This window comes from Pseudomonas sp. W2Aug9 (assembly GCF_023127755.1).
GTDB lineage: Bacteria > Pseudomonadota > Gammaproteobacteria > Pseudomonadales > Pseudomonadaceae > Aquipseudomonas > Aquipseudomonas synxantha_A.
Map to the genome: position 1 here is coordinate 529,176 of NZ_SPKL01000020.1, position 13,852 is coordinate 543,027.

9 protein-coding genes are annotated in these 13,852 nt (G+C 61.6%); 1 reads left to right on the top strand and 8 read right to left on the bottom strand.

Annotation, left to right across the window (positions count from 1 at the left end):
- The 8 genes from E3O56_RS16030 to E3O56_RS16065 form a co-directional block, all read right to left on the bottom strand.
- A complete protein-coding gene (locus tag E3O56_RS16030; RefSeq protein WP_032878510.1) occupies nt 1–1,443 on the bottom strand; it encodes an efflux transporter outer membrane subunit in 1,443 nt (480 codons plus the stop codon).
- On the bottom strand, nt 1,440–2,498 hold the full coding sequence (locus E3O56_RS16035; RefSeq protein WP_032878511.1) for an HlyD family secretion protein: 1,059 nt from the start codon (nt 2,496–2,498) through the stop codon (nt 1,440–1,442). The genes E3O56_RS16030 and E3O56_RS16035 overlap by 4 nt, the downstream gene beginning before the upstream one ends.
- A 15-nt stretch (nt 2,499–2,513) precedes the next feature.
- Nucleotides 2,514–4,049 carry an MFS transporter gene (locus E3O56_RS16040; RefSeq protein WP_032878512.1) on the bottom strand — a complete coding sequence of 512 codons (1,536 nt, stop codon included), beginning with the start codon at nt 4,047–4,049 and terminating at the stop codon, nt 2,514–2,516.
- 219 nt (nt 4,050–4,268) lie between these two features.
- Nucleotides 4,269–5,189 (bottom strand): LysR family transcriptional regulator, encoded by a 921-nt coding sequence (locus tag E3O56_RS16045; protein ID WP_078819966.1) that lies wholly within the window; start codon nt 5,187–5,189, stop codon nt 4,269–4,271.
- 60 nt (nt 5,190–5,249) lie between these two features.
- Complete coding sequence (locus tag E3O56_RS16050; protein WP_248128542.1) at nt 5,250–6,134, bottom strand: TauD/TfdA family dioxygenase; 885 nt, start codon at nt 6,132–6,134, stop codon at nt 5,250–5,252.
- 215 nt (nt 6,135–6,349) lie between these two features.
- Entirely contained in the window at nt 6,350–7,714 is a 1,365-nt protein-coding gene (locus E3O56_RS16055) for an HlyD family type I secretion periplasmic adaptor subunit (RefSeq protein WP_248128543.1), read from the bottom strand.
- On the bottom strand, nt 7,704–9,860 hold the full coding sequence (locus E3O56_RS16060; RefSeq protein WP_005783538.1) for a type I secretion system permease/ATPase: 2,157 nt from the start codon (nt 9,858–9,860) through the stop codon (nt 7,704–7,706). The genes E3O56_RS16055 and E3O56_RS16060 overlap by 11 nt, the downstream gene beginning before the upstream one ends.
- Before the next feature lie 41 nt (nt 9,861–9,901).
- The gene (locus E3O56_RS16065) at nt 9,902–11,257 is read right to left on the bottom strand and encodes a TolC family outer membrane protein (protein ID WP_032878517.1); all 1,356 of its coding nucleotides are present in this window, start codon (nt 11,255–11,257) and stop codon (nt 9,902–9,904) included.
- Nucleotides 11,258–11,595: 338 nt separating this feature from the next.
- Here E3O56_RS16065 and E3O56_RS16070 point away from each other — a divergent pair.
- Nucleotides 11,596–13,852: retention module-containing protein (locus tag E3O56_RS16070; protein ID WP_248128544.1), on the top strand; the 2,257-nt coding region annotated here is incomplete at its 3' end.

Genomic DNA, 13,852 nt, shown 5'->3' on the forward strand with positions numbered 1-13,852 from the left:
TTACTGAGCGACTGGCAACGGATACACCGACTCCCACCCTCCTCCCAGCGCCTTGTACAACCCGACCATGGCCAATGACACGCCGGTGGAGCTTTCCACCCACTGTTCTTGAGTTGCCAGCAATGCGCTTTGCACGGTGAGTACATTGACGAAATCCGCCACACCTTCGACGTACTGGTGTTGCGCGGTGGTCAGCGCGATCTGGTTCTGGCGCACCGCTTCGGCCAGGCTGTCGCGACGCAATTGGCTGGCGTTGTAGCGGGTCAGTTGGTCGTCGATTTCATGCCAGGCGCGCAGCACGGTTTGCTGGTAGGCAAGGGCCGCTTCCTGTTGCTGGGCTTCGCGCAAATCCACCATGCCTTGCAGGCGCCCACCGTTGAACAGTGGCAGGCTTAATTGCGGGCCGAGGGCAAATGCGCGGGAGCCCCAGGAGCCGAAGTCCGACAGTTGCATGGCTTGGGAGCCGAGGCTGCCGGACAGGGTGATGCGCGGGTAAAAGTCGCCCTTGGCCACGCCGATGCTGGCAGTGGCGGCGTGCAAGCGCGCTTCTGCCTGGCGGATGTCGGGACGGCGTTCGGCCAGCTCCGAGGGCAGGCCAATGGCGACCTGACGCTGGGTTTGCGGCACGGCGGCGTCCTTGGACAGCTGCGCGTGCAAGGCCTGGGGCGGTTCGCCCATCAGCAGGCTCAGGGCGTTGATCAGTTGGTCCTGGCGTTGCTGCAAATCCGGCAGACGCGCTTCGATGGCCGCGACCTGGGCGGCGGCTTCGGCCACGTCGAGGTCAGTCGCTACGCCATCAGCCAGACGCAGTTGCGAGAGCTTGAGGCTGTGGCGGGCGACGTCGAGGTTTTGCTCGGTGACGGCGCGGGTATTTTGTACGCCGCGCAGTTGGATATAGTCCTGGGCGGTCTCGGCCAACACCGACAACAGCACGGCACGACGGTCGTTTTCGGCGACTTCCAGCGTGGCGTCGGCTGCTTCGGTTTCACGCTTGACCCGGCCCCAGAAATCCAGCTCCCAAGAGGCCGAGAAGCCCATGTCCCATTGGTTGAAGGCCGAACGGCCGTTCTCGCCGGAAGGGTCGTTCAAGCCTTTGCCACTGTTACGTTTGCGCTGGTAGCCGCCACCCGCATCGACATTGGGGTAACGCTCGGCGGTGGTCACCTGGCGTACGGCGCGGCTCTGTTGCAGGCGGCTGCTGGCCAGTTTCAAGTCGAGGTTATCGCTGAGGGCCCGGCGTGTCAGGGCGGAAAGCTGCGCGTCGTGGAACACGTCCCACCAGCGCTCCTGCAAGGGATCGCTAACGGCACGGCTGGCAGCTTGTCGGCCCTGGGGTTCGCTCCACTGATTGATCTGCGGGCTCTCGGGCCGCTGGAAGTCGGGACCGACCGTGCAGGCACTCAGGCTGATCAGGCTTAAGGTGAGCCAGGCGACGTGTTTCATTGCTGGGCCACCTCACGCTGTTGCGCGACCGGCCGCGTATCGACGCTGGCTTCCACCGACATGCCGACGCGCAGGCGCTCGGTCAATGGCTGGTTCGGCTCAAGCACGATCTTCACCGGAATACGCTGCACCACCTTGGTGAAGTTGCCGGTGGCGTTGTCCGGTTTGACCGAGGCAAAGGTCACCCCCGTGGCCGGCGCCAGGCTTTCCAGATGGCCTTTGAGCAGTTCGCCGTCAAGGCTGTCGACGCTGACCTGCACCGCTTGCCCCGCGTGCATATGCGACAGTTGCGTCTCCTGGAAGTTGGCTACCACATAGGCCTCGGCCAGCGGCACGACCGCGAGGATCTTGCTGCCCGGGGTCACATAGGCGCCGACCCGCACCGCTCGCTCGCCGACCATGCCATCGACCGGCGCGACAATGCGCGTGTAGGACAACTGATAACTGGCCATTTCCAACGCCGCCTGGGCGCGCTTGAGCCCACCTTCGGCGGCGTCACGCTGGGCGGTGAGGATTTCCACCTGCTTGCGTTCGGCGGCCAGCACTGCGGTGGATTTGGCCAGGCGTGCGGTGGCCTGGTCGATACGGGTCTTGGCTTGTTGGGCGTTCTGCACGGTACCTGCGCCGACGCCAGCGAGGTGGTTGTAGCGGTTCAGTTCGTGTTCGGCGAAGGCGACTTCGGCGCGATCCGCCGCGACAGTGGCCTGGGCCTGGGCGATCACCGAGCTCTGGCGCTCCAGGGTCGCGCTGGCGTTTTTCAACTGGGCCTGGGCGACCAAGGTGTCGGCATCGGCGGCCTGGGCGGCGGCGCGAAAGTCGCGGTCGTCGATCAACGCCAACAGTTGGCCGGCCTTGACGCGCTGGTTGTCTTCTACCAGCACTTCCTTGATGAAGCCCGCCACCCGCGGCGCCACCAGGGTGAAGTCGGCGGCGACGAAGGCGTCGTTGGTGGTCTGGTGCTTGCTGCCCAGTACGCCCGGCGCAACCAGATAAACCAGTACGCCAACGGCAAATACAGCAATAACGGAGACGGCAATTTTGTCTTTGCGTTTCATGGAAAGTCCTTGTGGTCAGGCCGGAGCGCGAGGCGGATAGATCCGCGTGGGCATCCAGAAAATCAGCAGGATCAACGCCACCGCGACACCGGCCATGACGACGTAAAGATCCGAAGAGGTCAGCACCACGGTCTGCTCGTGCAAGCGGTGGGCGAGGCCCGGAGCCTCAGTGTCGGCCAGGGGCGAATTGCCCAGGCGGTCCACCAACATGGTTGAATGGAAATGCCCGCGCTGGGTGGTCAATGTATCCAGCACCGCAGTGGCGATCACAGCGGCCAGGCCCTTGACGGTATTGAACCAGGCCGAAGCGAACGGCCCTTCGATGGGTTGAATACTGCCGGTGGACAACATCAGCAGTGGCAACACGGCCATCGGCTGGCCGAAAATCTGCAACAGGTACCAGCCATAAAAATCGTCGCGGATCCACGCCGAAGTCAGGTGCGAACTGCCGATGCAGCACAGCACCAACATGCCAAGGCCAATCCCCAGCACCCAGCGGCAATCGACCCAGCGCAGGTTGCACAGCGCCGCCACCAACGGCAACGCGATCAATTGCGGCAACGCCATCAGCAGCATCACCGGCGCAGTTTGCAACGGCCGGTACCCCTGGACCTGGGCAAGGAAACTGGAGGGGATGATGATCACCGAGGTCAGCACCATCAGCACGCCTGCCAGCACGATCAGGGCGAAGGCCAGGTTGCGCAGGCCGAGCATCTGCAATTTGAAGAAGGGTATTGGCTGCGACCATTCGTTGAGCATGAACAACACCAGCAAGAGCGTGCCACCACACAACAGGAAGGTGATCAGGCCCGACTCGAACCAATCCAGGCGATTGCCCTGCAACAGCCCGATCACCAACATGCAGATCGCCGGAAAGCCCAGCAGCAGGCCGCGCCAGTTGAACTGTTTGAAACGCTCCAGGCGCAGCGGGTCCTGCGGTATGCCATAGGCCACGGCGACCATCGCCAGCAGGCACGGCGCGACGATTTGCCAGAACGCCCACTGCCAGCCGACGTATTCGGTCCACAACGCCGCCAGCGGAGTACCCAGGCTCGGGCCGAAGGTGGCGGTCAGGGCGTAGCCGGCCAGGCCATACAGCTTGACGTTGGCCGGCAGAAAACGCAGTGCCACGGTCATCAGCATCGGGGGCAGCGCGCCACCGGCCAGGCCTTGCACGGTACGCAGCAGCAGCAGGCTTTCGTAGTTGGGTGCGAACGGGCAGAGAATGCCCAACACGGTGAACAAGCCGATGGCGCACAGCGTGAAACGGCGCAGGGAAAACGTCACCGAACACCACGGCGCAAAGGCCATGGCCGCCACGGAAGTGGCCGTGTAGGCGGCGACCAGCCAGGTGCCTTCATCAAAGCCGATGTACAGCGCACCGCGGATATCGGCAAGCGCCACCTTGGTGACCATCTCGTTGAGACCGGACACCAGCACCGCCAACAACACGCCGACCAGGCCGATGATGATGCGCGGGCCGAACACGGGCGGGGCCGGGGCAACAGGTTTGGCTGCGGCCTGAAAAGCGGGGGCAGCGAGGGATGTCATGAACAAGTAACTCGGAATGAGAAATACCTGAGCAGTTTAATCAGGCTATAGCATGACAAAAAGTTACTTATCGGAAGTTTATAAGTGCGCCAGGCGCAATCCATAGGTGGGAGGGGGCTTGCTCCCGATGGCGGTATGACAGCCACCTGATGTGAAGCTGATACACCTCTATCGGGAGCAAGCCCCCTCCCACATTTGATTGTGCATGGCTTGAGGTTTTTAGTTGGGTTGGGCTTCCAGCCAGGTGGCGTGGCAACTCTCGCGCATGGTTTCACGCAGCCATTTGTGCGCGGGGTCTTTGTCGAAGCGCGGGTGCCAGGATTGGGCCAATACCAGGGTCGGCAAGGAGATCGGCAGCGGGAATGCACGCAATGGCAAGTTCAGGCGTTTGGCGCTCAGGAGCGCTTCCTTGGGCACCGGCATGATCAGGTCGGATTCCGGCAACATGAACATGGCACCGTGGAAGCCCGGCGCGATCATCGCCACGCGGCGCTCCAGGCCCTGCTCGTTCAGCGCGGTGTCGATCGGCCCGCGGGCGATGCCGCGGCGCGAGATGCTGATATGGGAATAGCTGGCAAAGCGTGCGGCGGTGATCTCTTCGTCGAACAGTGGGTGATCTTGTCGCGCCAGGCCGACGAAGGTGGTGGAGAACAGGTTCTGCACCTTCACTTCGGGGCTGACCGGCATGGTGTTGCTCACACGCAGATCCAGGCGCCCTTCGCGCAGAGCTTCGTCGTCGGTGTCGCCTTCAGGCACAAAGCGCAGCTCGCACAGCGGGGCCACACGCTCCATGGTGTCGAACAAGCGACCGCCATATACGCCAATAAAAAAGTCATTGGCGCGTACGCTGAAACGGCGGCGCAAGGTACTCAAATCGACTTGATCCGCCGAGCGAAACAGCAACGCCGCCTGCTCCACCACGTTGCGTACCTGGCCTTGCAGCTCAAGCGCCTTGGGCGTCGGCACCAGGCCGCGACCGGCACGTACCAGGATCGGGTCACCGACAGCTTCACGGATACGCGTGAGGGTACGGCTCATGGCCGCCGGGCTGAGGTTCATCCGCCGTGCGGCGCCGACCACACTGCCCTCATCGAGCAACGCGTCGAGGGCGACCAGCAGGTTCATGTCTGGTAATTGCATGCCAAGCACTCGTGATCTGTGGGGAGTGAGCTGGGCGCAATCGTAGCAGGCTTTACCGGTTCAGAAAGGCGCATCGCCCTGGATGGTGGTGCGGTACAACTTGCGGCGCAGGTGGCTTGGGCAACCGGCGGCCAGGTGGATCAGCGAGCGGTTGTCCCAGAACACCAGGTCGTGGGGCTGCCACTGGTGGCGGTAGATGTTTTCCGGCAGCACGCTGTGGGCATAGAGCTGGGCCAGCAACTCACGGCTTTCGTCATCGGGCAGGCCGACGATACGGGTGGTGAAGCCTTCGCTGACGAACAACGCCTGGCGGCCGTTTTCAGGGTGGGTTCGTACGATGGGATGCACCACTTCGGCGACCTGGGCGAGTTGTTCGGGGGTGAGGGTCGGGCGCCAGTTGCCTTCGAATTTGGTCTCGCTGTAGCGCGCCGTGTAGGAGTGCGCAGCACTGCGGCCTGCAACGGCTTTGCGCAGGTGCTCGGGCAGTTGCTCCCAGGCTTTGTGCATATCGGCGAACAGGGTGTCACCGCCTTCGGCAGGCAGTTCCTGAGCGTGCAGCATCGAGCCGAGGCTGGGCAGTTCCTTGTACGACAGGTCCGAGTGCCAGAACTTGCCCGCGTCCCCCAGGCCGATGGATTGGCCGTTCTCGATGATGTTGGAGACGATCAGGATTTCCGGGTGATTGGCCAGCAGGAATTGTTTGAGCACGTGGATCTGCAGCACACCGAAACGACGGCTGAAAGCGATCTGTTGTTCGGGGGTGATGCGTTGGTCGCGGAACACCACGACGTGGTGGTCCAGATGTGCGCGGTGGATACGGGCAAAGTCCTGGTCATTGACCGGGCGGGATAAGTCCAGGCCAATGATCTCGGCGCCTACACTGCCGGGGAAGGGCCGGACATCGAAGGTTTGGGCAGTGGTGGGGGCAGCAGCGGTGGCGGACATTGGATTCACTCCCGGCGAACAGGGAAGTGAATTTATAGGTATAAGAATGGAAGTTTAAATACTGTTAGGGCATATCGATATGGCGTTTGGTTTGAGGTGCTGGGGAATGCTGATGGCCTCATCGGGGGCAAGCCCCCTCCCACATTTTGATTTGCGAACACATTCAAATGTGGGAGCTGGCTTGCCTGCGATGAGGTCGGTACAGGCGCTGAAGATCAACGCTCGTGCAACGCCTCGGCCCGCGCCTTGATGATCGGTTTGAGCAGGTAGCTGAGGATGCTTTTCTTGCCGGTGATGATGTCCACCGAGGCAACCATGCCCGGGATGATCAGCAACGGCTTCTCATCGGTGCCCAAGTGGCTGCGGTCGGTACGCAGGGTGATCATGTAGTAAGTGGTTTTCTTGTCTTCATCGGTGATGGTGTCGGCACCGATGCGTTCGAGCTTGGCCTTCAGCCCACCGTAGACGGTGTAGTCGTAGGCGGTGAATTTGACCACGGCTTCTTGCCCTGGGTGCAGGAAAGCGATGTCTTGCGGGCGGATCTTGGCTTCCACCAGCAGGGTGTCGTCCAGCGGCACGATTTCGACCATGTCGCTGCCCGGCTGGATCACGCCGCCGACCGTGTTGACCAACAATTGCTTGACGACCCCGCGCACCGGCGAGGTGACCAGGGTACGGCTGACGCGGTCTTCCAACGCACGGCCGGTGGACTCGGCCTTGTTCAACTCAGTACGAGCCTCGTTGAGCTGGGTCAGGGCTTCGCTGCGGAATTTGCCACGGGTTTCGTCGATCTTGCGCTGCACTTCCTTGATCGCCGATTCGGCGCGGGGGATTGCCAGGGTGGTGGCATCCAGTTGGCCACGGGTTTCCATTTCGGCACGCTTGAGGCGCAGCACTTCCACCGGCGATACCGCGCCCTGAGCCACCAGCGGCTCGGACATGTTGATTTCCTGGCGTTGCAGGGACAACTGGCTGCGGTACTGGCCTTGCTTGGAGGTGAATTCACGCAGTTCCTGCTGGCGCTGTACCAGTTGCTCTTGCAGGCCGCCGACTTCGTCTTTCAGTTGCTGGCGTCGGCTCTCATACAATGAGCGCTCGTTGGCAGCCTGGCTCGGCGCGGCCTTGAGTACGTCGTCGGGGATGTTCAGTGGGCGATCATCCACCTGCGCACTCAGGCGCTCGACGCGCAGTTGCATGGCCAGGCGCAAGGCTTCGGTTTCTCCGGCGTTGGAAACGAACCGGGTGTCGTCGAGGCGAATCAACGGGGCACCGGCCTCTACGATCTGGCCTTCCTTGACGTACAGCTCGGCGACGATACCGCCTTCCAGGTTCTGGATTTTCTGCAATTTGGACGACGGAATCGCCTTGCCGTCGCCACGGGTCACTTCGTCGATCTGGGAGAAACCCGCCCAAACCACCAGGAACACGAAAAACCCGATGATCGCCCAGATGGTCAGGCGAATAACGCGCGGGGCATCTTCGATCAGCGCTTTGTTGACCTCGGGCAGGGGCTGGCCCTGCAGCGAGTCGGCGCCTTTGAAATAGCGGCCGACCGCACTCTTGATGGACTTAAGCAACACTGATCTGCCCCTTCTTCAACGCTTCCATGACTACGGCTTTCGGGCCGTCCGCGAGAATCTGCCCACGGTCGACCACCAGCAGGCGGTCCACCAGCGAGAGCAGTGAGGCTCGGTGCGTGACCAGCACCACGGTCTTGTTTTGCACCACGGCTTGCAGGCGTTGTTTCAAGCGTTCTTCACCGGTGTTGTCCATGGCGCTGGTGGGTTCGTCCAGCAGCAGGATGGGCGGGTTGAGCAACAGCGCGCGGGCCAGGGCAACGTTCTGACGCTGGCCGCCGGAGAGGTTCTGACCACGCTCGCCCACTTGCAGCTCGTAGCCCTGAGGGTGCAGACGGGCGAATTCGTGTACACCGGCCAGCTCGGCGGCTTGCAGCACCATTTCGTCTTCGACGTAGCGCGCACCGCTGACCAGGTTGTCGCGCAGGGTGCCAGCAAGCAACTGAATGTCCTGGGCGACGTAGCCGATGTTATGGCGCAACTCGCTGACGTCGATCTGGCGCACGTCCACGCCGTCCACCAGCAGTGCGCCGGAGTCAGGCTGATACAGGCCGACAATCAGTTTGGCCAGGGAGCTTTTGCCCGAGCCGCTACGACCGATGATGCCGATTTTTTCCCCTGGCTTGATCACCAGGTTGATGTTCTTCAGCGCCAGGTTCTGCTGGTTGGGGTAGGTGAAGTTCAGGCCCCGGCATTCGATGGCGCCTTGCAGGGTGCGGCGGCTCATGGGGCGCTCTTCGAAATTGCGCTCTTGAGGCAGCTCCATCATCTGGTCCACCGAGGTCATGGTGACCTTGGCCTGCTGGTAGCGCGTGAGCAGGCCCGACAGCGAAGCCAGCGGGCTCAAGGCGCGGCCACTGAGCATGTAGCAGGCAATCAGGCCGCCCATGCTCAGGTTGCCGTCGATAATTTGGTACACGCCGAATACGATCATGATCACGCCGGCCAATTGCTGGATCAGCAGGGTCATGTTCATCGACAGGCCCGACAGCAATTTCACCCGCAGCTCAAGCCGGCTCAGGGTGCCGATGGTCTGTTCCCAGCCATACTGGCGCTCGCTCTCGGCATTGTTGACCTTGACCGCATCGAGCCCGGCGAGGGTTTCGATCAGGCTCGACTGGCGTTCAGCGGCCAGGGCCATGGTGCGTTCCATGGTGGCCACCAAGGGCTTTTGCAAGGCGTAGCCGATGCCCAGGGCAAGCGGAAACGCCAGCACCGGGATCCACACCAGGTGCCCGCCGAGGATGGCGATCACCATAAAGATCAGCAGCGTGAACGGCAGGTCGATCAGGCTGGTGAGGGTCAGCGACGCGAGAAAATCGCGCAGGCTTTGAAACTCATGGATGTTCTGGGCGAAGCTGCCGACCCGCGCCGGGCGGTACTTCATGGACATGCCGACGATGCGTTCGAACAGCGTGGCCGAGATGATCAGGTCGGTTTTTTTACCGGCCAGGTCCAGGCACAGGCTGCGCAGGCTTTTGAGGATCAGGTCGAACAGGTATGCACCACAGATGCCCACGGCCAACACCCACAGGGTGGCGGTGGCCTGGTTCGGTACGACGCGGTCGTACACGTTCATCACGAACAGCGGCGCGGCCATGGCGATGATGTTGATCAGGAAGCTGGCGGCGATGGCGTCGGTGTAGAGCCAGCGCGAACGCATGAGGGTGTCACGGAACCACGAACGCGCCCGTGGAATCAGGCTGCCGTGGTTGACGTCGAATTTGTGTTGCGGCTGGGCGAAGAAGACCTTGCCGATGTAGTCGTCGGCCAATGCCTCGCGCTTGATCAGCACTTCACCGCCGTCGCTTTCGCTGAGCAGCACCCGCGCCTCATCATCGCCCTGCCAACCCACCAGCACGGTACTGCGCCCGTCCTTGAGCAACAGCAGGGCCGGCAATGCAATCGTCGGGATCTGTTCCAGCTTGCGTTGCAACAGTCGGCCCTGCAGCCCGGCCCGCGCAGCAGCACGCGGCAGCAGTTCAGCACTCAAGCGTTGCGAGGGCAGCGGCAGGCCAGTGGTGAGCATGGCCGCGCTGGCAGGCTTCTGGTGCAGTGCGCAGAGCGCCAGCAACCCGTCGAGCAACGGGTCGTCGTGCAAAGCGCGTGGATCATGACTGAGATGAACTCGACCGATTTCAGATTCCACGCGGTGCACTCTCGACTAACAGATGGGGCTATTGGGGTGGCTCAATTCATCCCAGGCAGTTGGACTTTAGGTTTCACGTCGTTCTGCACGACGGAGGCCATCGGTGCGACCACTCCCTGGCTCTTGAGCAATTCGCCCATGGTCGCCTTGATTCGGTACTGAGTAAATAACTGAATGTTCTTGATTTCTTCCAGGCGGCGGGAAGCGGTGAACAATTCATTCTCGCTGTCGAGCAAATCCAACAGGGTACGTTGGCCAAGGCTGAACTGCTGCTGGTAGGACGTGCGTACGCGGGTGCTGTGATCCACATACTGCTGGGCGACCGGCAATTGCGCGTTGGCGTTACTCAAGGCGTTCCAGGCCAAGCCTAGCTCTTCGTTGAGTTGGCGCAAGGCGTTGTTGCGAATATCCAGAGCCTGGTTGGCCTGGTAGGACTTCGATTGCAGGTCAGCCTTGTTGCTGCCACCGGCAAACAGGTTGAAGCGCATGCGCACCATGGCTTCCCAGCCGTTGCTGTGGTTGGGATCACCGGAGACGTTGTTGTCGGCGTTGGTGCCAAGCTCGGCGTCAAAGCGCGGGTAGAAGGTGGACTTGGCGGCTTCGTACTGCTTCTCGGCGGCGGAGATATCCGACTCGGCCGAGCGCAGGACCGGGCTGTTGTCGAGCATCTGGCGACGGGCTTCATTCAGGTCTGCCGGCAGCATGGCCATGAACGGGGCCGGGCGCTCGAGTTGGTCCGGCATCTGGCCTACGGCGCTGAGGTAGTTGACCTGCGCGTCGGCCAGGTTGGTTTGCTCGGTGATCAAGTTGTTGCGGGCCTGGGCCAGACGCGCTTCGGCCTGGTCCTGGTCGGCACCGTTGCCGACGCCGCGCTCCGTGCGCAACTTGATCTGATCGTAGATGCGCTCGTGGTTGCGCAGGTTGTCTTCGGCCAGGCGCACAAACTCACGACGGGTCAGCACTTCCAGGTAAACCTGAGCAACGGTCAGCGCTGTGCGCTCGGAAGTACCCAGCAAGGAGTAGGCACGGGAATTAACGTTGGCTTGTTGACGCCCGACTTCGCTGGAGGTAGCGAAACCGTCAAAAATCATTTGCTGCAGACGCAGGCTGGATTCACCGCGGTTGAGCGTGTCCCAGTGGTTGCCGCTGGGGTTGTTGGCGCGGGTGGTGGCGTTGTCAGTCCCTTGACGACCGTAACCGGCGTTCAGGTCGACACGCGGCAGGTAACCACCTTGGGCGGCGCGCAATTGGTAATCGGCGGCGATACGGCTGTTTACACCCGCCTGGATTTCCGGGTGTACATCCAATGCCTGCTGCATGGCTTGGGGCAGTGTCTGGGCTTGTACGAAACTGGCGGCGAGAACGAACGGTATTGCCTTGAACAGGTGCAGACGCATTAAAAAATTCCCCAGGACTTCTTGTCTCAAATCACAGCGATGAGTACCGCTGCGTCGGATAATGGCTACCGTAATGACCGTACGTCGGAAAGTTCAAAAAGCGGAACTGCTTCACACATGTAGGACGGTTCGCCGCATAAATATCAATGTGACATTACAGAGGCGATTGTTTAGGATGGCGACCATAAGGTCAATACTTTGGCACAAACTAGATCGCTAAAAAATCTAGCCAAATATTTGACGTCAATACATATATAGACTACGCCCTCCCAATTGGCAGCGCTAATAGCGCGCTGCGAAATGGAATTTGTCGAAACGGATCGCCGGAGAAAATTTTAATGAGCAGTGTTGTTGCCATCGTCAAAAGCATTGTTGGTCAAGTTTTCGTTATTTCTCCGGAAGGAACACGTCGCGTCCTTGTAGAAGGTGACCGTCTGTTTGCAGGCGACCAGATCGACACAGGCATGTCGGGCGCAGTCAGCCTGGAACTGGCCGACGGCCGCATCCTGGACCTGGGCCGGGAAACCCAGTGGAGCGCCGATCTGCCGGACTCCAGCGCCGACTTGGCCGCCGCTGCCGAGCAAGCCGCACCATCGGTTGCCGAGCTGCAACAAGCCATCGCCGCCGGCGCCGACCCGACCACCGACCTGGAAGCCACCGCCGCAGGCGCCAACGCTGCCGGTAATGGTGCCGCCGGGGGTGGCCACAGCTTCGTGGTGCTGGACGCGACCGCCGGCCGTGTCGACCCGACCATCGGCTTCCCCACCGCGCCTATCGGCCAAGGCACTTCGGCACTCAACGCCCTGAGCGGAGCGCCAGGCTCGGCGGACTCGGGCAACCAGGTGCTGCAGCCTTCGACCCTGACCCTGAGCGCGACGCCAACCATCACCGAAGCGGGCGGCGTGCTGACCTACACCGCCACCGTGACGCGGCCCTCCACCAGCGACCTGACCGTCACCTTGACCAATGGCGCGGTGATTACCATCCCGTCGGGCCAGTTGACCGGCACCGTCAATGTGCCTCTGGCCCCTAACGACAGCCCGTACATCGACCCGGGCCAGATCAGCGTCGGCGTTACCGGTACCACCGGCGGCGGCAACCTGGTATTGACCATCGACCCTAACCCGGCCGTAACGCAGATCACCGACACCATCGACACCACCACCGTCACGCTGACGGCGGGCAATACCGTGACGGAAGGCGGCCAGATCACCTACACCGCCACCCTGACCAACCCGGCGCAAACCCCGGTGAATGTCACCTTGAGCAATGGCTCGGTGATCACCATCAAGGCCGGTGAATCGACAGGTACCGTTGTGGTCGATACCCCGGCTAACGACGTCTATAACAATGGCTCGACCGTCAGCACCACCATTACCGGTGCAACCGGCGGCAACTTCGAAAACCTGGTACCGAGCACTACGCCTGCGGTCACCACCATTACCGATTCGGTCGACACCACCACCGTTACCCTCACAGCCAACAGCAACGTGACCGAAGGCGGCCAGATCACCTACACCGCCACCCTGACCAACCCGGCGCAGACCCCGGTGAATGTCACCTTGAGCAATGGCTCGGTGATCACCATCAAGGCTGGCGAGTCGACCGGCACCGTTGTGGTCGATACTCCGGCTAACGACGTCTATAACAACGGTTCGACCGTCAGCACCACCATTACCGGTGCAACCGGCGGCAACTTCGAAAACCTGGTACCGAGCACTACGCCTGCGGTCACCACCATTACCGATTCGGTCGACACCACCACCGTTACCCTCACAGCCAACAGCAACGTGACCGAAGGCGGCCAGATCACCTACACCGCCACCCTGACCAACCCGGCGCAGACCCCGGTGAATGTCACCTTGAGCAATGGCTCGGTGATCACCATCAAGGCTGGCGAGTCAACCGGCACCGTTGTGGTCGATACTGCGGCTAACGACGTCTATAACAACGGTTCGACCGTCAGCACCACCATTAACGGTGCAACCGGCGGCAACTTCGAAAACCTGGTACCGAGCACTACGCCTGCGGTCACCACCATTACTGATTCGATCGATGCCACCACCGTCACCCTGACCGCAAGCTCGACCGTGACCGAAGGTGGCCAGATCACCTACACCGCCACCTTGACCAACCCGGCGCAAACCCCGGTAAACGTTACCTTGAGCAATGGCTCGGTAATCACCATCAAGGCTGGCGAGTCTGTCGGCAGCGTGGTCGTGGACACCGCGCCCAATGATGTCTACGTCAACGGCAGCACGGTCAGCACCACCATTACCAGCGCGACTGGCGGCAACTTTGAAAGCCTGGTGCCGAGCACAACTGCGGCAGTCACCACGATCACCGATTCGATCGACACAACTACCGTTACGCTGACTGCGCCGACCGAGGCGAATGAGGGCGGGCAGATTACGTACACCGCTACGCTTTCCAACAAGGCGGGCACTGACGTTACGTTGAAGTTGGATAACGGCTCGTCGATCACTATCAAGGCCGGCGATACCGTCGGCACCGTGACCGTGCCTGCGCCGACCGATGATGTGTTTATCGATAAGAGCACCCAGACGGTCCAGATCACTGACGCTTCTGGCGGCA